Genomic DNA, 20,045 nt, shown 5'->3' on the forward strand with positions numbered 1-20,045 from the left:
TCGAAAAAGAACAAGGAGCTGCGAGAATGAACCGCCGCGAATTTGCCAAAAGCCTCATTGCGGCAGCCCTTCTCGGCGGTCTCGCCGATCGCAGCGCCTTCTCACAGGAGAACACGACAATGGCCAAGCCGACCCCGTTCAAGATTGCCGTTTCCGATGACCAGCTCGCCGATCTCACGACGCGCCTGAGCCACACCCGCTGGCCGGATGAGCCCGCCGGAGCGGGATGGATGACTGGCACAAATCTCGATTACATGAAGAAGCTGACCGACTACTGGCTCCATGACTATGATTGGCGAAAGGCCGAAGCGGGCCTGAACGCATTGCCAAACTACAAGGTCGATATCGAGGGCATCGACCTCCATTTCGTCCATCAGCCGTCGAGAAAGAAGGGCGCGACGGCAATCCTTCTGCTGCATGGCTGGCCGGACAGTTTTTACCGCTATCACAAGGTCGTGGATGCCCTGGCGGAGGAGTTTCACGTCGTCGTGCCGTCCATTCCGGGGACCGGGTTCTCCGGCAGAACGGCTCTGCCCGCCGACAAGGTGGCCGACATTTTTGCAAACCTCATGAATGACGTCCTGGGTTACGACAGCTTCATCGTGGCTGGCGGTGACCTGGGGTCGGTAATCGCCATGTCGCTGGCGCAGCGCCACCCGGACAAGCTTATCGGCTCCCACCTGACCGATGTGGGCTACCCGGACCAGACCACGGATTTTGGCGCCCTCGGCGGGCCGGAGCAAGGTTACGCCGGCGCGATCCAGCAATGGTTCTTCATGCATGGCGCCTTTAATCTGATCCAGGCGACGAAGCCGCAAAGCCTCGCCTTCGCCATGAACGATTCGCCCGTCGGACTTGCCGCATGGATCATGAGCTTCATGGCCGGGATGGGGGTCGGCGATGAGGCCGACGCCAGATTTGGTCGCGACGAGCTTTTGACCAACATCATGATCTATTGGCTGACGGAAACGGCGGCCTCGTCCTTCCGCATTTACAATCAGAACGCGATGCAGCAGCCGACCATCAAGGGAAACAACACGGGGGTGCCGGTGGCGGTGGCGACCGAAGTGCCGATCCCGGGCGGCGTTCGCTTGCCGCGCGAATGGGCGGACCGCCAGACCTCGGGAAATGTCGCGCAATTTCACGATATGGAGAAAGCGGGCCATTTCGCCGCGTGGGAAGATCCCGCATTCTATGTCGAAGACATCAAGCAATTCGCCGCGCTCGTCACGAAATAGCGCCGTGAATCCGCCGGGCGAAACCTTCACCCGGCGTCAGATCTTGTGAACCGCATCGAGGTTTGAGGGCAGAGAACCCATGATCCTCTTTATGGATTTGATCATGTGCGGTTGATCCGTATAGCCAAGATCGAAAGCCACGGCTGTGGCACTATGGCCGGCTTTCAAACGCCGAACCGCTTCCTGGGCGCGGCGGATCAACTGGAAATCCTTCTGCGTAATGCCGGTGGTGTTTTTGAAATGCTGTTGCACGGAGCGTTTGGAGGCGGCCTTGGGCTTCTCGGTAAAGGCGCTGGCCACGACGTCGTCGGACGCAAGCAGCCCCGCGGCGATCATCTCGTCGACAAGAGCTTCGGCGTTCAGGAAAGTCGGTAACGGCAGTTCCACGCCATCCAATAGAAATTCGTCTTCTTCTACATCCAGAAAACGGACCGTCGCGCCGGTTCGCACCTCCATGTCGCGCGCAAGATAGACATGGGCGGCAAATGAGATGACAACCGAGTGCTCACCCTCGACATATGGCACGTCGACCGGCTCGGTTGCCTGGCCGCTCAAGAACACCACGGAAATCCCGTCCGGCGCGACGCTGCGGATCAGATCCCACGAACCGTCCGGTGTGGCTTTGTAAATCCCGTCTCTTAAACACACGGTTTGCCAGACAGTGTCGATCCAGGGATGGGGGGATGACCGGCTCGTATGCTTTTGGACCATGATCGGCAATTGCTCCGGCAAAACTGCGAATTCGATTCATGAATGGAGATCATACAGTCGAACCCTTGCGCGATGCTGGCTATGGGGGGTGGGCGTTCTACGGATCGCGTCTGGAAAACTGTCGGGTCAGGGCCGGCCGGCGACTGCGTCTATCGTTTGCCAGAAAGCGTCTTCTCGACGTATCGCGCGAAGTCCTCGACATCTTCCGCCGGAGGCTCCTGGCCGGTGAAGCTGCGCAGATAGGAGGCGACGTGCGCGAGACGGGTGCTCATCGGCTCATTGAGCTCAAGCGAGTAATAGCCGATCTGCATGAAATAGAGGACGCGAGCGCGCACGAAGGCGTCCTCGTCCTCATAGCCATGACGCTTGAACATGTCGCGTATGGCATTGACGCGCTCCTCGTCGGCCTCGTCGAGCGCGCGCCTGATGGTGGGTGAGCGCCGGGCCCAGGCCCTGATCGCGAAGTCCAGCCGGGGATCGAACAGCCTTTCGTCCACCCAGCATTCGAAAATGCTCATCACGCCGCGGATGACGGTCGCGGAAGGCCGCGAGGCGCGCTCGACGATGAACCTTGTGTTGGTCTGCCGCCAATAGTCCAGCAGCTGGTCGAGCAGATCCTGGCGGCTTTTGAAATACCAGTAGAAGCTGGATCGCGAGACATCGAGCTGCTGGCCAAGTGTCAGCACGCGGACGCGTTCGACACCATCCGAGATCAGTGTCTCAAGCGCCAACTTCAGCCAGTCTTCACGCGTGGCCTTGATGTTGCCGGTGGCGCCGGCGCGCTGGATCGTCGTTTCGAGTGCTGCCATCTGTACGACGCATGACACGCCGCATCAGCCAAATCAAGGCTATGGACATAGGTGTGCAGGGCAACTCGCCTGGTCGGAAACAACGCTCCGCGGATACCAGCCGGGCTGGCTGCAACGGCTGGCCCGGGGATTTTTGTCGCGGCTGTTCGACCAGTGCGTGCTTTCCCGCAAGGCATTTGTCTGGCAAATACCAGTTCACACAGATGCCGCCGCGCGGCCTACCAGCAGGAAAGACCAGATATGGCACAGTTTCGAAAGAACCTCATCGATGGCGAATGGGTCGGCGATGCCGGCTCCCGCAACATCAACCCTTCGGACACCGGCGATGTCGTCGGCGAATATGCCTCGGCTGGGGTCGACGAGGCCAAGCAGGCAATCGCGGCGGCCAAGGCGGCGTTTCCTTCATGGTCCCGTTCCGGTCCATTGGCCCGCCATGCGGTGCTGAAAAAGGCCTCCGACGAGATCATGGCGCGCAAGGACGAGATCGGCCGCAATCTGGCGCGTGAGGAAGGCAAGACGCTGGCCGAAGGCATTGGCGAGACCATCCGCGCCGCCCAGATATTCGATTTCTTTGCCGGCGAAACATTGCGCCTGACCGGAGAGATGGTGCCGAGCGTGCGGCCGGGCGTCGGCGTCGAGATCACCCGGGAGGCTGTCGGCGTGGTCGGCATCATCACGCCGTGGAATTTCCCCATCGCCATCCCCGCCTGGAAGATCGCGCCGGCACTCGCCCATGGCAACACCATCGTCTTCAAGCCGGCCGAGCTGGTTCCGGAGAGCGCCTGGTCCATCGTCGATATCCTGCACCGCGCCGGCCTGCCCAAGGGGGTGCTCAACCTCGTGATGGGCAAGGGCTCGGTGGTCGGCCAGGCGATGCTCGATAGCCCCGATGTCAACGCCATCACCTTCACCGGTTCGGTCGGCACGGGAAAACGCGTCGCCGCGGCAAGTGTCGAGCATATGCGCAAGTTCCAGCTCGAAATGGGCGGCAAGAACCCGCTGGTCGTGCTCGACGACGCCGATCTCGCGGTCGCCGTCGATTGCGCGCTCAACGGCGCCTTCTTCTCGACCGGCCAGCGCTGCACCGCCTCGTCCAGGCTGATCGTGACCGAAGGTATCCATGACCGTTTCGTCGATGCGCTGAAGGAGCGGATGGGCAAGCTGGTGATCGGTGATGCGCTCGATGCGCAGACCCAGATTGGCCCGGTCGTCGACGCGACCCAGCTGAAGCAGGACGAGGATTATATCGCCATCGGCGTCAGGGAGGGAGCCACGCTCGCCTTCGGCGGCGAACGGCTCGACCGCAAGACGCCCGGCTTCTACCTCAGCCCGGCCCTGCTGACCGAAGCCACCAATGGCATGCGCAGCTCGCGCGAGGAGATTTTCGGCCCAGTCGCCAGCGTCATCCGCGTCAAGGATTTTGACGAGGCGCTTGCCGTCGCCAACGACACGCCTTTCGGGCTCACCTCGGGCATCTGCACCACGAGCCTGAAACATGCCACCCACTTCAAGCGCAATTCGGAGGCCGGCATGGTGATGGTCAACCTGCCGACGGCGGGCGTCGATTTCCATGTTCCCTTCGGCGGCCGCAAGGGCTCGAGCTTCGGCCCGCGCGAACAGGGCCGCTATGCCATGGAGTTCTACACCACGGTAAAGACCGCCTATACATTCGCGGGCTGATCGGGCGCCGGCCTGTCGGGCCGGCGACCTTCACCACGGAACCGGCATGAGGCGATGACATTGCAGGACCTGACCTGGCTCAACCCGCCGCCGCATCACGCCATCGACGGCGATGCGGTGCGCGTGCGCACCGGCAAGGAGACCGATTTCTGGCGCGAGACCTTCTACGGTTTCTGGCGCGACAACGGCCATTTCCTGCATCGGCCGGTCGAGGGCGATTTCACCGCCGAAGTCACCGTCAAGGGCGACTACAAGGTGCTCTATGACCAGGCCGGACTGATGGTCCGGCTCGGCCAAACGCATTGGATCAAGGCCGGCATCGAATACACCGACGGCCTTGCCTATTTCTCCGTCGTCGTCACCAACGACACATCGGACTGGTCGCTGGTCGCCATTCATGCCGGTCCGAACGGGGTCAGCATCCGTCTGACCCGCCACGGCGAGGCGATCCGCGTCCAGTATCTCGACACTTCGGACGGTCGCTGGAAGCCGGTGCGGCTCGCCTATTTTCCGATCTCGAAGACGGTCGATGTCGGCATGATGTGCTGTTCGCCGCAGCGCGAGGGTTTCGAGGTCACATTCTCCGGATTTTCGGTCGGCCCGCCGATTTCCCGGGAACTCCACGGCTGACGTTCGGGCGGGAACTGGGACATTGCAGGCGCGACGGTGTCTGGGCTAAGCCTTGCCGATGGGCATGTCGCGTTGGCGGGCAAAACTCAAAAAGGCGGTGCGGTCCTGGGCGCTGAGATCTCTCGGCGTTCCGTCCGTGCTGTGGTCGCAAGGCATCGCTTGCTTCTGCGACTTCGCCGGACCCGAGTGGTATCGCAACGCGCCGACCGAATCGACGCAGAGCGAGGCCTTTTTCCGCGACCACTACAGTGGCGCGCACGGCATCGTCTGGGTGCGGCTGAGCACATTGGCCAGGGAGCGGCGAAACTGCGACCTCGATACGTTCACCCGGGTCGTCTTGCCGACCATCAAGGCTCCCTTCATCCTGCTGACGACAGACGGCGATGCCTCGGTGCCGTCGGACCTGGCGAAGGACACCGTCGAGCGGCTTCTCGCCAACCCCAATCTGGTGTCCTGGTACAGCCAGAACTGCGATGGCGTTCATCCCCGGATCAATCCGTTCCCGATCGGGCTGGACCTCCATACGCCACGCTCCCTTGCGACGCCTGCCGGACTGGTGCGGCAACTGCAAACCCTGCGCGGCCGGCAAGGCAATGCGGATCGTCGTCAGCCCAGGATATTCTGTGATTTCAGCGTCAGCAGCGGCTCGAGCGAGCGTCGGGAATTGCTTGATGTCCTGGACGGATGCCCGCATGTCGACTTCCTGAAAAGGCGCGTTTCGCAGCGCGGCATCTGGCAGCTGTATTCGCAATATCCGCTCGTGCTTTCGACCACGGGAAACGGCCTCGACTGCCACCGTACATGGGAGCTGCTATATCTCGGGTGCATCGTGGTGACCAAGACCTCGCCGCTCGATCCTCTCTACGAAGGCTTGCCGGTCATCATTGTCGAGGATTGGCACGAGGTCAGGGATCCAGAAGCGCCACAGCGCTGGATCGGCAAGGCCGCGCATCTGACGGACCGGGAATATTTGTGGCGGCGCCTGCGGCCGCAGGCCTATCTGGAATCCCTCAGGCAGCAACTTCGGCAGGCTGCCGCGTCACCAGGGGACGTGTAGGATCTCCAGCTTCGGCAGGCCGACCGGCCGGATGCCGAGATCGTTGGCGAGCACCCCAAAGGCTTCGGTCTCGATCAGGTCGCGGTAGGGAATTTCAGGGAAGCGAAGGCCGCCGCGATGCAGAGCGGCATCGACCAGAAGCATGGTCCCGCCGACCGCATCGAGGCCGATGATGTCGAGATGCCTGACATCGCTCAGGTGATATCGATATGGTGTCTCCCTGGGAGGCTGGTGCAGACCGCCGCGTATCTCGCGGTAATAGCGATAATCCCTGGTCTGCCGTCGGATAACGAAACTGTTGAGGTCGAAGCTGCTGCCGCCGGCGATCTTCACGCAGTTGGGCACAGCGATGCGATGCCGCGTGGCGATCAGCCGGTTCAGCACATCGCCGGGAAAGCGCCAGACGTCGATATCGATCCACAGCGCCCAGTCGTCGTCTTCCTTCAGCCCGTGGTCGATGAGGTAATTTCGCACCTTGGCAATCGCGCCGCGCCTCACGCGTCGCATCCTCGGCTTGGCCCGTTTTGCCCTGTCCAGCCCGGTGCCGACATGTCGTTGCAGCAGCACGATATCGCGATATTTGCCGGCCAGTCCCGCCGTCGCAGCCTGCAGCCGTTCCCAGCTGCCATCCAGGCTGTCGCCTTCGCAGAAGACCAGCTTGAGCCTGTCCTTGGGGTAGTCGAGCCCGTCCAGCGCATCGAGAAAGGGTTGGATGAGGTCGGCGGCGTCGCGAAGCGGCACCAGAACGGCGATGTTCTGGCCCGAAGGCGGCGGCGCCGCCAGAACCGCCTTGTCGACGCCGGCTTTGGCCTCGGCCTCATCCAGATACGCGCCGCGCGTCAGCTGGTACCGGAGCCGATAGGCTTGATTGCGCAGCCTGGTCGTCCATCTCGGTGGCGGCTCCGGGATCCACCATGTGCCGGCCCAGTGATGGATCGAAAGTGCCGCAGTATCGTCGCCGGCCTCACGCTCCATGCTCCCCGCGGACGTCACCGGCGTGAACAGGCCGGAAGGGTGAATGGCCAAGGCTTCCTGATCGCCGTAGCTGCGCTGGGCAGAGGTCAAAAGGCAGGGACCGGTCGCGTCGAGCACGTCCTTGGCGCCGGCGAGCCCGGGCATCATGGCCAGGACATGCATCCAGAACGGATGCCTGGGCGGGCTGGCGATTGTTCCGTTGAACAGAAGATAGGGCAGGCCCCGGAAATCCGCCTGGACGGCCGCATGCGACGCCGGCTCCTTGCACAGCACGACACGGGTCTCATCCATGATGGGATCGAAGGCCGCGACGCATTCGCAGTCGATGTCGGCATAGACCCCGCCAAAATGATGCAGCAGCATGTAGCGGGCCGCATCCGAGCGCTGCACGCCCCTCGTGTAGCCGCAGAACATCGACAGGAAATCAGGGTAGTGCTCGGCCACGAATTCGAGCAGCATCCGGTCGCTCCAGAACATCACCGTCCAGTGCGGATTGTGCCGCTTCCAGCTGTCTGCATATGCCTGGAAGCGCGCGGGAATGGCGTCGCTCTTCCAGGTCTGGTGCAGGATTGCCGGAATCATCCAGCAGCGCCGTTTGGTCCAAGCCCGTCACGAACGGCATCGCGGATCGCTTGCGGGCCGAACCTTGCCCATACCGCCTGATGCGCCCGAAGGCGTTGCCGCGCCCTGCGTTCGGGATCGAGACAGAGTCCGATGGCCATCTCGGCAAGCGTTTCGTCGGATTGAGACAGCAACACCTCGTCATTTTCGACCAGATCCAGGCCTTCGGCCGCGATCGGCGTGGCGATCACCGGCACGCCCGCGGCCATTGCTTCCAGGATCTTGATGCGTGTGCCGCCACCCGCCGTCAGCGGGACGATGGTGAGATGCGCGCTGGACAACAGCGGCGCGACATCCGCGGGATCTTCGATGAGCTCCACACCAGGCAAGCTGGCCAATGCCTGCACTTCCGGTCGCGGGGTGCGTCCCGCCAGGACGAGCCTGGCATCCGGCAGGGCGTTTCGGATACGGGGCAATATGACACTGGCCAGCCGCTGGGCGGCATCGATGTTTGGCGGGTAGGCGAGATGGCCGATGAACACGATCACCGGAAAGCCGTTGTCGGTCGGCGGCTCGGCGGGCAGGCGCGCGCGGCTGTCCCCGGGCTGCGGAATTCCGTTCGGAACAACGTCGATCGGGATCTTGTGCCGGGAAAGCGTCATCAGCTTCTGGCGATCGAGGTTCGAGCAGACCCATACCCTGTCGACAAGGGACAGTGCTTTTCTCTCGAGGAACCGGACGCCGAATGCTGCCGCGCTTCGCTTGGCACTGAGACGCCTGATCTGTCCGGCCAGGTCGGACTCGACATTGTGCATGTCGAGAATGAGCTGCTCCGCCAGCGGCCGCAGCGGCCGCAGCAGCTTGAACAGGCCGACCCCCTCGACAATGATGGTGTCAGGGCGGAATTCACGGACGAGTGCCTCAAGCCGGGTCAGCGCGGAACGCGGTATGCGATTCTCCGCCCTTGAGCGCCACCAACCGATCGAGGCCGTGCGAGGCTCCCCCTCGATCGACAGGGCCTCGACCCGGATCAATGGATCAGGCGCATTCCTTGCCTTGTTCGGCTTCACCGAAACCAGGCACACCGGTCCGAACCTGGCGGCCGCTTCGGCGTTGCGATAGTTTCTCAGATCCGCGCCTGAAGCCGGCGGAAAGCCCGGGTCGTGCGACACGACCAGCGTACGCTTCTGGGTCGCCCGCCCGGGCTGGCAGACAGCTGGTTGCGCGCCTGTGCCGTTCAATGCTGACGCCTGGGGCTTTGTGCCAGGCAGGGGGTCCAATTCGGATGGCATTCAGAACGATTCCGTGACTACAGGCATCAGCGCCACCTTGTTTAGCTGAACAAGGCTTTCGTCAAGCACTGGATATTTTGAGTCCGCCGCGCCCCCGAGTCCTCGGCGCGCGGCCAGGCTCATCGCCTCGACCAGGCCAGCCAGCGCGCCGCCAGACGCCTGCGCAAGGAGGTGAACCGGGTTCGCCTGTAGGCATCGCCCGCCATCTTGATGCCTTGTGCCTGCGTCGGGAAGGGATGGATGACGTCGGCCAGGGCTTGCAATCCCATGCCGGACCTTATGGCAAGCGTCACCGCATTGATCATCTCGCCGGCATGGGCCGCGACGACCGTCGCCCCCAGGATGCGGTCGGATCCCTCCCGGGCATGGATCTTGACGAACCCTTCCTCCTCGCCGTCCATCACGGCGCGGGCGACGTCATGCATCAGCACCGTATAGGTCTTGACCGGAATGCCGTTCTGCCGCGCCTCGATTGGATAGAGCCCGACATGGGCGATCTCCGGATCGGTATAGGTGCACCAGGGAACAACGAGGTCACTGAGCCTTTCGCGCCCGCGAAACAGGGCATTGCGCACGACAATACGTGCCGTTGCCTCGGCGGTATGGGTGAACTTGTACTCCAGGCACACATCGCCCGCCGCGTAGATGTGCGGATTGGTCGTCCTGAGGTGATCGTCCACCTTGATGCCGCTGGCGTCATACACCACCCCGGCCTCTTCCAGCCCGAGATCCCTGACATTGGGCGAACGGCCGACGCCGGTGATGATCTCGTCGACGGAGATCGTTGTCGTGTCGCCGTCCCGCAAAAGGTCGGCGTGCTTCTTGCCGCCTTCCTTGCGCACCGCCACCACCTCGGTGTTCAGGCGTACCTCCACCCCCTCGCGCGCCAGCGCGTCCGATAGGATCTGCGCGGCGTCGCGTTCCTCGCCGGGCAGGAACATCGGATCGCTCTGCGCCAGGATGACCTTCGCGCCGAGCAGGCAGAAGGCCTGCGCCGTCTCGCAGCCAAGCGGCCCGCCGCCGATGACCAGGAGCCGCTCGGGACGTCGCGTGAGGTTGAACATGCTCTCATTGTCGAGATAGCCGGCCTCGGCAAGTCCGGGGATCGCCGGCCCGCTGGGACGCGCGCCGGTCGCGACCAGGGCCTTCTTGAAATGCAGCGTCTTGCCGGCGACCAACACCGTATCGGGTCCGCCAAAGCGCGCTTCGCCGAAATAGAGGTCGATGCCTTCGGCTGTGATGGCAGCGGCCGAATCGGCACGGCTGAGCCGCTGCCGGATCTGCCGCATCCGCATCATGGCCCGTTCGAAGTCGACCGGAAGACGCGCCGGCGTGTCGCCGCCGAAATTCTCGGCATCGCGCATGTCGGCATAGAGCCGGGCCGTACGGATGATCGACTTCGACGGGATGCCGCCGACATTGATGCAGGCGCCGCCGATCAGCCCGCGCTCGATCAGCGCAACTTTCGCGCCAAGGCTTGCGGCGTCGCGCGCCGCGGTCAGCCCGGCTGGTCCGGCGCCGATGACGACGAGATTGTAGGGGCCGTCGGGCGTAGGGTTCTTCCAGTGCGGCGGATGCGCGCCCCGGACCAGGTCGACGTCGTTGCGGTCGACCGGGAAGGAGGCCGCCCTTGTCTGTTCATGCGCCATCGCAGGCTCCCGATGCGGAGCCTGACGGCTGTGCCAGCCAGCCGCCGGTGAAACCCGCTTTGTCCAGGCCGCGGCGGATGTGCCGATTGGAGCGCATCAGCTCCCAGATCAGGCGCGAGCGGTGGTTCTCGATCATCATCACCACAATGCCCTGGTCCAGCCCGTAATGGCCTTCCGACACCCAGCCGTTGCCACCGAATTTTCGCCGATTGGCCAAGGTCGGATTGAAGCCGCTCGGCAGGCGGAAATTGTCGATCACTTGCGGATAGCGCTCGCCGAGATGACGCATGGCTGCCAGGCAGATGTCAGGCGCGAAAGGCAGCGACGCTGGATAGGACCATGGCGCGATCGTCCCGTCATCCGGCCCGAACGGTGCACCGCGCGCGGCATAACCCGAAAACCGGTGCCTCCGTCGCTCCACACTGGCGCGGAAGCCGCCCGGCCCGTCTCCGGCCGAAAGGCCCCAAAGGTTCTCGCCATAGCCGTCGAAGCCATAGGGGTTGTGGCGGGCATAGTCGCGGTGGAGATAGGTCGAGCGGCGGCTGTTTTCGAAATAGTCCGAGTTCTTCTCGCGCATGAAAGCGTCGCGGATGCCGGCGAAATCGATCCAGGCATGCGAGAATTGATGCATGAACAGCGGACCGCCATAGAGCACGTCATGGCCGTAGATGTTTTCCCACTGGTAGGTTGCCGTCCAGGCTTCGTAACTGTCGTCCGAAGTCGGGCTGTCCGGCGAGGCCATCGACAGCACATAGAGGATGGTCGCCTCGTTATAGCCTTCCCAGCCATAGTGGAGAAAACCGCTCTTCGGCTTCCAGCCTTGCCGCAAGGTCGGGCTGCTGCCTTGCGCCCAGCGCCAGTCGACGCGCCGGTAGAGCGCTTCGGCCAGTCGCCGGATTTCGGCCTCCTTCTCGTTCCCGCCGGAGAAATAGGCGCCGGCCACCAATATGCCGGCCATCAGCAAGGCGGTGTCCACCATCGACAGCTCGCAGCGCCAGACGCGCAGCCCGGTGCGCATGTCGAGGAAGTGGTAGTAGAAACCCTTGTGGCCGGTGACGCCATCACCACCGTTTTGCGGGCTGGCCGAGAAGAAACGCAGCGCCGCAAGCGTGAGCTCCACCGCCGCCGAGCGCGTCATCCAGCCGCGTTCGACGCCGATCGGATAGCAGGAGAGGGCGAAACCGACGACCGCGATGCTGGCCGGCGAATTCGGCCGCGATGTATCGGCGACCAGCCCGTTGTCGGGGTTCACATTCTCCAGGAAATAGCCGAAGGCCGCGCGCTGGTAGCGGTCCAGAAGTTCGTCATCGGACAGCGCTGCGGGCTCTGCTTCAGGCAAGCGATGCAATCTCCAGCCCGATGGCCGTGGGCCCTGTCGATCTCCCGGCGTCGGCACGGCGGCCATCGGTCATCGCCAAACTGTCTCGTCGTGTCATGGCTTTCCCTCAAACCCTGTTCTGTCGCCAATACAGACGTCAGCGACTATAAGCCTGTCCAGTTCCGATCGTTGCCTCGTCACGCGGATTTGTAGTTGCACCGGCCAATGTGGGGATGTTCCGGCCCGGATCAATACGTGGCGCGGCCACCGGAAACGTCGAAGACGGCGGCGGTCGTGAACGAGCATTCTTCCGAGGCGATCCAGCAGATCAGCGCCGCCACTTCCTCGACCTCGCCAAAGCGCGCCATCGGAATCTTGGACAGCATGAAGTCGATGTGCTCCTGTTTCATCTGCTTGAAGATCGCTGTGCGCACAGCCGCCGGCGTCACGCAATTCACCGTCACCTTGGTCTTGGCCAGTTCCTTGCCGAGCGACTTGGTCAGCCCGATCACGGCGGCTTTGGACGTGCTGTAGGCGGAAGCGTTGGGATTGCCTTCCTTGCCAGCGATCGAGGCGATGTTGACGATGCGGCCATAATTGCGTTCCAGCATGTGCGGCACCAGCGCCTTGTTGCAGTAGAAGACGCCGTTGATGTTGATGTCGATGACCTTCTGCCAATCCTCGGTCGAATAGGCCCAGGTTGTCATGTTCGGCCCGGTGATGGCCGCGCTGGTCACCAGAATGTCGACGCCGCCAAGCGCTTCGATCGTCCTTGCGGCGGCGCCTTCGACGCCGGCGGCATCGGCGACGTCAATGGCGACACCATGCAGGCCAGGGATGAGAGTTTTCGCCTGTTCGATCTGGGCCGGATCACGGTCCCAGACGCAGACGCGCCCGCCTTCCTCGACGATCCGTTGTGCGACCGCCAGGCCGATGCCCGAGGCTCCGCCGGTGATGACGGCTGACCGGCCAGCGAAGCGTCCCGCGAAGTTCAACATATATCTTCCTCCCAATCGGTGGCGAATGTGAAGTCAACGGCAACCAAGTTCAAGGCGGGATCGGGCTCGCCGAACGGGATATTGGTAGGCCAGCAGGGGCGCTATCGGTGCTGAAAGAACTGCAAAAACAGCTCCCGCTCGGTGGTGATGTCGAGCTTTTCCTGGATGCGCCGGCGGTGGTTGTTGACGGTTCCGACGGTGATGCCGAGACGCTCGGCGATGTTGGCTGTCGGATGGCCGGCGAGGACCAGCTGCACCAGTTCCCGCTCGCGCAGCGACAGTTCCGGCCACAGGCTTTCATGGACTTCGAGGGCACGCAGCCCTGGGGCTCCACTGGCGGTGTTCCTCTGCTCGGATCTGGCCACGGGCATCACCATGGAAAACATCCAGATCACCGGCGGAGCACTGTGGTAGCGTTCTCGTTGCTGATCCAGGCGGCTGTCGCGGGACGGACCACCGGCTGCTCTCTCGCCGTCCGCTAGGGTAATTCCAGGAAAAGTGTGAACGGTTTTCCGTCCGGAATAGCGTCAAAACAAAGAGTTAGAGCGGTTCGCCGTTTCCGTTAAACGGTGAACTGCCCTGATGTAAGACAAGGTGACCGGATTTGCCATTGAGCATGCGGTGCGATAGGTTATATTGCACTGCACAATGGAGATGCCGTTTATTGCACGCCCCTCTTTGCGGATATGCCGGCTGGCCTGCCGCCTGCCGGATTTGCTGGTCTTGGGCCGCGCCGACCGGACTCTGAGATGAAAATTCCAAAGTCCCTGCTGGTCGATCCCGAGAGGAACTCGGTCTACGGCGCTTTTGCCGTTGCCGTTTCGATCTGGGCGTTCTCCTATTCCGTCATTTTCGGCCAGGTGCTGATCCTGGCCTACTACGCCGTCTGGCTTCCGCTCGTCCTGGTCGACTACCGGCGCTTCCTGCGCCAGCTCTCCAGCGCCTGGCTGCCGCTGCTGTTCGCGGCGTATATCTGTTTTTCCATCTTCTGGTCGCAGGCGCCCGGCGTCACCGCCAGAACGGCGGTCCAGTACCTGTCCCACATCGCCTGTGCCTATGTCGCGGCGCGCACCGTCAGCGTGCGCACCCTGACGCTCGGCGCCCTGGTCGGGATTTTCTTCGTCATGCTCTATTCGCTCAAGGTCGGGGCCTATTCCGAGGACGTCCTTGACGGCACCTACAATTTCGTCGGCGCTTTTGCCTCCAAGAACCAGATCGGCTTCGTCGGCTCGCTCGGCATCTATTTCTCCGTGGTGTTCCTCGCTTTCCTGCGGCGTGGCCGGCTGAGTTTCATCCTGACCGTGCCTGTCGTGCTGTTGTCGGCCTACCTGCTGGTCATTTCGCATTCCGCCACGTCGATGGCCTCGATACCGGCGGTCCTGGCGCTGATCGCGCTTCTTGCCATGACCAAGCTTTTGTCACGGCGCTATCGCCGGGTGATCTTCCTGGTCGGCGCCGGCCTGATCGTGGTGGTGGCCGTTGTGGCCCTCAATCTCGGGCTCATGGACTTCGTGCTTGGCCTCTTCGGCAAGGATTCGACGCTCACCGGGCGGACCTATCTGTGGGAGCAGGGCTGGAACGCCGCGCAGCGCTCGCCGATCCTCGGCGTCGGCTATGCCGCCTATTGGGTGCAGGGCTTTGCCGAGGCCGAGCGGCTGTGGAATGAATTCTACATCACCACCCGCACCGGCTTCCATTTCCACAACACCTATGTCGAGGCGCTTGTCGAACTCGGCTTTACCGGTGCGGTGATGATCTCGCTGATCATGCTGCGAACGCTCTACGGCCATGTCTCTACGGTGATTTTCAAGGCATGGCAGGCCGAATCGGTGGTGCTGTTCGGCGTGATGGTGTTGCTGCTCATCCGCTCCTTCGTCGAGGTCGAGGTCCTCAACCCCTACATTATGGGCTCCTTCCTGATGTATTTCAGCTACTTCAAGCTGACACGGCTGCCGGTCACCCGCACGCGCTGGTCGCCGGCCTTCGAGCCGGCGGATGCGGCGGCAAGGGGCGAGCCGGCCTGGCCCCGGCATGTCGGCCGTCCGGCCGCAGCCGATCCATCATGAGCCCATCCACGTTGCCCAAAGGCGCATAGCGCCTTGCGGCAACGAGACATTCCCGTCCTTCGAGGCGGCGCGCTCTGGAGCAATTCCACGAAAAGTGTGAGCGGTTTTTTGCGGGAAAAGCGCGTGGCGGTTTCCCTTGGGAATTGCGTCGGAACAAAGAGATGGAACGGCTCGCCGTTTCCGTGAAACGGTGAAACGCTCTATCATTTCGTGGCCTGGATCGCTCATCATGGCAAAACCTCCACCAGACGGGCCTGGATCGGAGCGGCTGGATCGCGCCGAAGTCCGCGACCTATTGGCTGGCCAGCGGTGCCAGCTTGACCTTGATCACGTCGCCGGGCAGCACCGGTGTTTCTTCTTTCGCCGCGATTTCGCTGGTCTTGCCGTCGACATTGCGCACCAGCGAATAAAGCAGGTTAGGCTGCTGGCCATTGGTGATGGCGGCCGTCGTCGCGGGATCGCTGGCCTGGGCTATCAGGCCTTTCTGCATGTTCACCTTCAGCGCGGCCTCGTTCAGGTCGGCTTCGGTCTGCTGCCGGTCGGCGGCGAGGCTCGAGCTCAACGTGTTCTGGGCATCGATGGCATCCTGCGTCGCCTTGCTGATCGACTGCTTGGCGGTGAGAATGGCCGTCTCGTAGTCGAGGATCTTGCCCTGCAGGTCGGTGACGGACTGCTGCGAATCCAGCAGTCGCGCATTGGCGACCAGTCCCTTCTGCGCCAGCGGACCGATGCTGGTGAGCTGCTGCTGCGCCAGGTCGACCTGCTTCTGCTGGTTGACGATCTTCTTCTGCAGTGATTCGATTTCGGACTGAAGGACACTCTTGAGATCGTCGAGCGCCTCGAGCTTCAGCTTCAGCGCCTTCTGATCTGCGGTCAGGATCGTCATTTCGTCGGCGACGATGGTCGGCAGCCGCGGATCGCCCTCGACCTCTTTGGGCGCTTCGAAACTTGCCTTGCCGGCCAGATCGGCATCGATGCGGGCGCGCCTGACGAGCAGCCGGACGCGCTGGTCGTCGGAGATATCGAAATTGCCCTTGGCGGTGACCAGGTCCTTGCCGAGCTGGGGACCGTAATCGGCGCTGCGCCTGATGCCGCCGGCGACGCTGATCGCTTTCAGCACCGTCAGTTCGGGCACAAAAGGAAACTGGCCGGGATTCTGCACTTCGCCCGAAATATAGAAGGGTCGGAACTGCGCCATCTCGACCGAGGCCTCGGGCTTGTCCGACAGAGCGAGCTTGTGCTGCAGTGCCTCGCCGATTGCCGCCGCGACTTCCGCCGTGGTCTTGCCGGCCGCCGGCAACTCGCCGACGAAAGGCACCGACAGCGTGCCGGCCGGGCCGATCGTGTATTCGCCGTTCACCGCCGACCAGTCGCGGAACGTGCCTTCGACGGTCTGCCATTCGGCTATACGGATGTTGAGTTTGTCCTGCGAGCCGAGCTGGTATTCGCCTGAGATGGCGACCTGGGGAAGCAAAGCGAGCGACATCGCAAGGCAGGTGGCCATAAGCCGAGAGCGGCCGGAAAAGCGGCCGCTGCCAAAAGCTTCGAACATGTCTTTTTTCAACTGAACGTTCCGATCCGTTTTAGCCCCATCGCCCGATGAGCTTGCCGCCGGATGCCTGGTCCCGGCGTCCGGTCAGTAGGAGCCGCGTGACATCCAGACGGCCGGCACGGTCTTGATGATGATGCGCACGTCGCCGAACAGCGACCAGTTCTCGACATAGTGGCGGTCGAAGGCGACGCGGCTGTCGTAGGAGACGTCATTGCGGCCGCTGACCTGCCACAGGCCGGTCAGGCCGGGCCGCGACTTCAGATAGTAGACGGCGGCGCTGCCGTAGATTTCCAGCTCGTCGCGCACCACCGGGCGAGGCCCGACAAGGCTCATATCGCCCTGCAGGATGTTGATGATCTGCGGCAATTCGTCGAGGCTGAGCTTCCGCAACACCGCGCCGACACGGGTGACGCGCGGATCGTTCTTCAGCTTGCGGGTCGCTATCCATTCCGCATTGGCCTCCGGATTGGTGGCGAGATAGGCGGCCAGCACCTTGTCACCGTCCGGAACCATGGTGCGGAATTTCAGGCACGGAAAAATCCGTCCGCCGCGCCCGATTCGCCGATGGCCGTAGAAAATCGATCCACCGTCGGAAAATTTGACCAGCAGCGCTACCATGATGAACAGCGGGCTGAGCGCGATCAGACCAACCAGTGAACCGACAATATCGAAGCTGCGCTTGATGAGGCCGCCGATAGGCGGCGGAAAATCGGTGTCAGCCTGCGAAAAGCCCGCCGTGGCCGACTTGGCAATATCCCTCATGCGGAAACTCCATGCGTTGAACGAATGGTTCACCACACGATACCAAAAAAATGTTGCAGCGCAACACACAATTTCCCGGCCCACTGAAATAGTCACGTCATGAATTGACTAAATAATAAGCTAGCGATGCACATTTTTCAGGATGTTTAGCACAATTGTGACAATAAATGGGCAAGCGTAAAAAAATGCAGCCCTTTTCGCGGCGAATCTGGGGCAAGGCGTTCTCGCAGGCCCGGAATGGTACATATTAGAGCTTTAGGAAGGCGCAAAGTTCCCGACTATTAACATAAAATACTACATAATATTGGGAATTGTACTGAAACGGGTCGGCGGCTGCAGGTTGAGTGAATTGCGGTGGTGTGCGTTGCAGCATGCCAGAGTCGATCGCGCAAGCTCAATCAAAAATATGTGCGGTTGCCCTTGCCGCCTTCTGCTCGCCTTAATAGAATTGCAAATTATACCTGTCAGAGTGGCGACAGGTTGAAAGGCCGGAAGCAACCGGCCGATAGCGGGCACCTCTACAAGCCCGCATGACAAGGGACGGCGCTCGGGTGGGGCTATCGTTTGATATAACCCGGGCCGGTTTATGGGCTGTTGGGTATGTCGCTTCCAAAATTCATCGTTGGGATGATTTTCGCTCTTGCAATCGTCGTCGCCTGGTCATGGCTTGGCGGCGCTTCGCTGGGCATGACGCTGATGCGCGTCATCATCTGTGCCGGTATCATCCAGGCCGGCTATTTCGTCCTCGTCTATGCCATGATCGCCAGGAGTGCGCCGACGCAAGCCGACAGGCTGCGCGAAGCTGAGAGAAAGCTGAGTGCGCCCGACGTGACCGAAGGCGAGAAGCTGGGCAACGCCCGGCGCAGCCTGCATTAGCTCCTGCAAAGGTATCCGCGGCCTCAGGCCACATCGGCGGGTTCGGTTTCCGATTGTTCCCCCGACAGCATCCTCGACAGCCGGCTCGCCGGCTTGGCCTTCAGCCGCTGATACTGGCCGACCTCCACGATACGGCCGTCTTCCATCGCCACCACCCAGTCGGCGAAGGCGATCATCGATGGCCGGTGCGCGATGGTCAGGATGGTCATCGCGCCGCGCAAGCCGTCGATCGACCGGGCGATCAGCGACTGGTTCTGCCAGTCGAGCGCGCTGGTCGCCTCATCGAGGATGAGCAGCGACGGCTTGCGCAGCAGCGCACGCGCCAGCGCAATGCGTTGGCGCTCGCCGCCGGAGAGCCGCACGCCGCGGTCGCCGACCACCGTCTTGAGCTGCAGGTCGAGCCGTTCGACGAAGTCACCGGCATGAGCGGCGCGCAGCGCGATCCACAGATCGTCGTCGCTGGCCTGCGGCGCGGCAAGGCGCAGGTTCGCCGCGATCGTGTCATGCAGCAGGAACACGTCCTGCGGCACATAGGCCACCTGATCACGCCAGCGCCGGCGATTGCCGGCATCGATCTCGACGCCGTCGACCAGGATCTTGCCGGCGGTCGGCTCGAGCAGGCCGAGCAGCATGTCGGCGATCGTGCTCTTGCCCGATCCCGAGGGGCCGATCAGGGCGGTGACTTTTCCGGCAGGGAGACCGAAGGTGATGTCGCTCACCACTGCCTTGCCGGAGCCGTCGTCGTAGCCGAAGGAGACGCCGCGAATGTTCAGCCCGGTATCGAGCGACAGCTTGCCGGCATCCCCGGATTCGGCATGGCCGGGTTCGCGCTCGGCGTCGAAACGGGCCTGCAGGCTGCGCATGGCCGTATAGGCAGGCAGGTTGATCAGCACCTGCTGGGCCTGCGTCTGCATGTCCATGAAGCGCGGCGCGATGCGCATGAAGACGAGAAGCAGAACGACAATCTCGGCCAGCGACAGGTTGAAGCGGACCAGCGCCACATAGATGAACAGGCTGAGGCCTACCACGCTCGCCACCTGGAACACCGCGGTGCCGATCGAGCTGTTGCGCACATAGTCGATATTGTCGGCCTTCATCTTTTCCAACGTCGACCGCAACTGCGCGAAATAGCTGGCCTCGACATTCAGGCTCTTGGCCACCTTGATGCCGCCGAGGAACTCCGAGACCGTGCGGTACTGATCCTGGCGATTGCTGGTCAGGACACGCCCGAAAGCGGTGGCGCGCGCGCGAAACGGCTGCAGCGCTATGAACATCACGATGCCGATGACGATCGCAAACGCCGTCATCACCGGTGAGATGAACATCGAGATCACGAGATAGCCCACCAAAAGCACCGCGATCTGCACCAGCATCAAAAGCGAGAAGGCGGCGCCCTGGACGCGATCGATGTCGCCGGTCAGGGCATGGTCGAGATCGGAGCTTCGCATGCGCGAGAACACGCCCCAGCGCGCCTTGCCGATGCTCTCGAACAGGTTCATGCGCAAACGGTTGACGAAATCGAAGAGAAGCCTGGCCATGTAGACCGACTTGAAGCGGTTGAATGCTGCCTGCACGGCAACGAGCCCGACCAGCGCGCACAGCACCGTCGTCAGTTGCAGCGTTCCCTCGGGCACCAGCCAGCGCACGAAATCATTGTTCGGCAAGCGGACCGCGAAATCCTGGTCGGCGCGCCCGACCAGGTGCAGCAGCGGCACAAGCAGCAGGATCGAAATGCCTTCCGTCAGGCTGCCGAGGATCAGGAACAGCAGTGCCGTCCAGGTCCGCCGCCCGCCGATCTGGGCGATGACGGCGCCGAACGCGGCGACATCGCGAAACAGCGACAGGCGAAGGATCGAAGATTTCGACATGAT

At 62.5% G+C, this 20,045-nt stretch carries 16 protein-coding genes and 2 pseudogenes; 7 read left to right on the top strand and 11 right to left on the bottom strand.

What is annotated here, in order from left to right:
- Nucleotides 1-26 precede the first annotated feature (26 nt).
- Nucleotides 27-1,238: an epoxide hydrolase family protein gene (locus tag FJV80_RS09455; protein ID WP_142876208.1), complete on the top strand. Its 1,212-nt coding sequence runs from the start codon at nt 27-29 to the stop codon at nt 1,236-1,238.
- 36 nt (nt 1,239-1,274) lie between these two features.
- On the opposite strand, the gene FJV80_RS09460 is transcribed toward FJV80_RS09455, so the two are convergent.
- Both FJV80_RS09460 and FJV80_RS09465 read right to left on the bottom strand, forming a co-directional pair.
- Complete coding sequence (locus tag FJV80_RS09460) at nt 1,275-1,949, bottom strand: helix-turn-helix domain-containing protein (protein WP_142876267.1); 675 nt, start codon at nt 1,947-1,949, stop codon at nt 1,275-1,277.
- Nucleotides 1,950-2,098: 149 nt separating this feature from the next.
- Entirely contained in the window at nt 2,099-2,758 is a 660-nt protein-coding gene (locus FJV80_RS09465) for a TetR/AcrR family transcriptional regulator (protein ID WP_179296377.1), read from the bottom strand.
- Between the two features lie 240 nt (nt 2,759-2,998).
- Here FJV80_RS09465 and FJV80_RS09470 point away from each other — a divergent pair, with 240 nt between their 5' ends.
- The 3 genes from FJV80_RS09470 to FJV80_RS09480 all read left to right on the top strand — a co-directional run bounded on the left by FJV80_RS09470 (nt 2,999) and on the right by FJV80_RS09480 (nt 6,125).
- Nucleotides 2,999-4,438: an aldehyde dehydrogenase family protein gene (locus FJV80_RS09470; RefSeq protein WP_142876209.1), complete on the top strand. Its 1,440-nt coding sequence runs from the start codon at nt 2,999-3,001 to the stop codon at nt 4,436-4,438.
- A 54-nt stretch (nt 4,439-4,492) separates the two neighbouring features.
- Nucleotides 4,493-5,068 (top strand): DUF1349 domain-containing protein, encoded by a 576-nt coding sequence (locus tag FJV80_RS09475; protein WP_095771632.1) that lies wholly within the window; start codon nt 4,493-4,495, stop codon nt 5,066-5,068.
- Nucleotides 5,069-5,132: 64 nt separating this feature from the next.
- Complete coding sequence (locus tag FJV80_RS09480; RefSeq protein ID WP_142876210.1) at nt 5,133-6,125, top strand: hypothetical protein; 993 nt, start codon at nt 5,133-5,135, stop codon at nt 6,123-6,125.
- Here FJV80_RS09480 and FJV80_RS09485 read toward each other — a convergent pair.
- The 6 genes and pseudogenes from FJV80_RS09485 to FJV80_RS09510 all read right to left on the bottom strand — a co-directional run.
- Nucleotides 6,108-7,682 carry a glycosyltransferase gene (locus FJV80_RS09485; protein WP_142876211.1) on the bottom strand — a complete coding sequence of 525 codons (1,575 nt, stop codon included), beginning with the start codon at nt 7,680-7,682 and terminating at the stop codon, nt 6,108-6,110. The genes FJV80_RS09480 and FJV80_RS09485 overlap by 18 nt on opposite strands.
- Nucleotides 7,679-8,902 (bottom strand): glycosyltransferase family 4 protein, encoded by a 1,224-nt coding sequence (locus FJV80_RS09490; RefSeq protein WP_095771634.1) that lies wholly within the window; start codon nt 8,900-8,902, stop codon nt 7,679-7,681. The genes FJV80_RS09485 and FJV80_RS09490 overlap by 4 nt, the downstream gene beginning before the upstream one ends.
- A gap of 170 nt (nt 8,903-9,072) precedes the next feature.
- Nucleotides 9,073-10,602 (bottom strand): mercuric reductase, encoded by a 1,530-nt coding sequence (locus FJV80_RS09495; RefSeq protein ID WP_142876212.1) that lies wholly within the window; start codon nt 10,600-10,602, stop codon nt 9,073-9,075.
- Nucleotides 10,592-11,941: a glucoamylase family protein gene (locus FJV80_RS09500; protein WP_142876213.1), complete on the bottom strand. Its 1,350-nt coding sequence runs from the start codon at nt 11,939-11,941 to the stop codon at nt 10,592-10,594. Before FJV80_RS09500 ends, FJV80_RS09495 begins: the two co-directional genes overlap by 11 nt.
- Before the next feature lie 227 nt (nt 11,942-12,168).
- The gene (locus FJV80_RS09505; protein ID WP_095792023.1) at nt 12,169-12,918 is read right to left on the bottom strand and encodes an SDR family NAD(P)-dependent oxidoreductase; all 750 of its coding nucleotides are present in this window, start codon (nt 12,916-12,918) and stop codon (nt 12,169-12,171) included.
- A gap of 101 nt (nt 12,919-13,019) precedes the next feature.
- Nucleotides 13,020-13,211, bottom strand: a pseudogene (locus FJV80_RS09510) (helix-turn-helix transcriptional regulator); the annotation flags it as partial.
- A 34-nt stretch (nt 13,212-13,245) separates the two neighbouring features.
- Here FJV80_RS09510 and FJV80_RS35690 point away from each other — a divergent pair.
- A pseudogene (locus FJV80_RS35690) lies at nt 13,246-13,332 on the top strand (3-oxoacyl-ACP reductase); the annotation flags it as partial.
- A gap of 335 nt (nt 13,333-13,667) precedes the next feature.
- On the top strand, nt 13,668-14,984 hold the full coding sequence (locus FJV80_RS09520) for an O-antigen ligase (protein WP_142876214.1): 1,317 nt from the start codon (nt 13,668-13,670) through the stop codon (nt 14,982-14,984).
- Nucleotides 14,985-15,276: 292 nt separating this feature from the next.
- Here FJV80_RS09520 and FJV80_RS09525 read toward each other — a convergent pair whose 3' ends face one another.
- Together FJV80_RS09525 and FJV80_RS09530 are read right to left on the bottom strand one after the other, a co-directional pair.
- Entirely contained in the window at nt 15,277-16,536 is a 1,260-nt protein-coding gene (locus FJV80_RS09525; protein WP_185975170.1) for a polysaccharide biosynthesis/export family protein, read from the bottom strand.
- Between the two features lie 84 nt (nt 16,537-16,620).
- Nucleotides 16,621-17,298: a sugar transferase gene (locus FJV80_RS09530; RefSeq protein ID WP_095771942.1), complete on the bottom strand. Its 678-nt coding sequence runs from the start codon at nt 17,296-17,298 to the stop codon at nt 16,621-16,623.
- Nucleotides 17,299-17,898: 600 nt separating this feature from the next.
- Between FJV80_RS09530 and FJV80_RS09535 the strand changes: the two genes are divergently transcribed.
- Nucleotides 17,899-18,174 carry an exopolysaccharide production repressor exox gene (locus FJV80_RS09535; RefSeq protein WP_095771639.1) on the top strand — a complete coding sequence of 92 codons (276 nt, stop codon included), beginning with the start codon at nt 17,899-17,901 and terminating at the stop codon, nt 18,172-18,174.
- A 23-nt stretch (nt 18,175-18,197) separates the two neighbouring features.
- Here FJV80_RS09535 and FJV80_RS09540 read toward each other — a convergent pair whose 3' ends face one another.
- Nucleotides 18,198-20,042: an ABC transporter ATP-binding protein gene (locus FJV80_RS09540; protein ID WP_142876216.1), complete on the bottom strand. Its 1,845-nt coding sequence runs from the start codon at nt 20,040-20,042 to the stop codon at nt 18,198-18,200.
- Nucleotides 20,043-20,045 lie beyond the last annotated feature (3 nt).

The organism is Mesorhizobium sp. WSM4310, from assembly GCF_007003935.1.
Classification (GTDB): domain Bacteria; phylum Pseudomonadota; class Alphaproteobacteria; order Rhizobiales; family Rhizobiaceae; genus Mesorhizobium.

Excerpts from the sequence above, each read along its gene's own strand:
- FJV80_RS09455 (WP_142876208.1), top strand. The coding sequence starts at position 27 with ATGAACCGCCGCGAATTTGCCAAAAGCCTCATTGCGGCAGCCCTTCTC.
- FJV80_RS09460 (WP_142876267.1), bottom strand. The coding sequence starts at position 1,949 with ATGGTCCAAAAGCATACGAGCCGGTCATCCCCCCATCCCTGGATCGAC.
- FJV80_RS09465 (WP_179296377.1), bottom strand. The coding sequence starts at position 2,758 with ATGGCAGCACTCGAAACGACGATCCAGCGCGCCGGCGCCACCGGCAAC.
- FJV80_RS09470 (WP_142876209.1), top strand. The coding sequence starts at position 2,999 with ATGGCACAGTTTCGAAAGAACCTCATCGATGGCGAATGGGTCGGCGAT.
- FJV80_RS09475 (WP_095771632.1), top strand. The coding sequence starts at position 4,493 with ATGACATTGCAGGACCTGACCTGGCTCAACCCGCCGCCGCATCACGCC.
- FJV80_RS09480 (WP_142876210.1), top strand. The coding sequence starts at position 5,133 with ATGTCGCGTTGGCGGGCAAAACTCAAAAAGGCGGTGCGGTCCTGGGCG.
- FJV80_RS09485 (WP_142876211.1), bottom strand. The coding sequence starts at position 7,682 with ATGATTCCGGCAATCCTGCACCAGACCTGGAAGAGCGACGCCATTCCC.
- FJV80_RS09495 (WP_142876212.1), bottom strand. The coding sequence starts at position 10,602 with ATGGCGCATGAACAGACAAGGGCGGCCTCCTTCCCGGTCGACCGCAAC.
- FJV80_RS09505 (WP_095792023.1), bottom strand. The coding sequence starts at position 12,918 with ATGTTGAACTTCGCGGGACGCTTCGCTGGCCGGTCAGCCGTCATCACC.
- FJV80_RS09520 (WP_142876214.1), top strand. The coding sequence starts at position 13,668 with ATGAAAATTCCAAAGTCCCTGCTGGTCGATCCCGAGAGGAACTCGGTC.
- FJV80_RS09525 (WP_185975170.1), bottom strand. The coding sequence starts at position 16,536 with ATGTTCGAAGCTTTTGGCAGCGGCCGCTTTTCCGGCCGCTCTCGGCTT.
- FJV80_RS09530 (WP_095771942.1), bottom strand. The coding sequence starts at position 17,298 with ATGAGGGATATTGCCAAGTCGGCCACGGCGGGCTTTTCGCAGGCTGAC.
- FJV80_RS09535 (WP_095771639.1), top strand. The coding sequence starts at position 17,899 with ATGTCGCTTCCAAAATTCATCGTTGGGATGATTTTCGCTCTTGCAATC.
- FJV80_RS09540 (WP_142876216.1), bottom strand. The coding sequence starts at position 20,042 with ATGTCGAAATCTTCGATCCTTCGCCTGTCGCTGTTTCGCGATGTCGCC.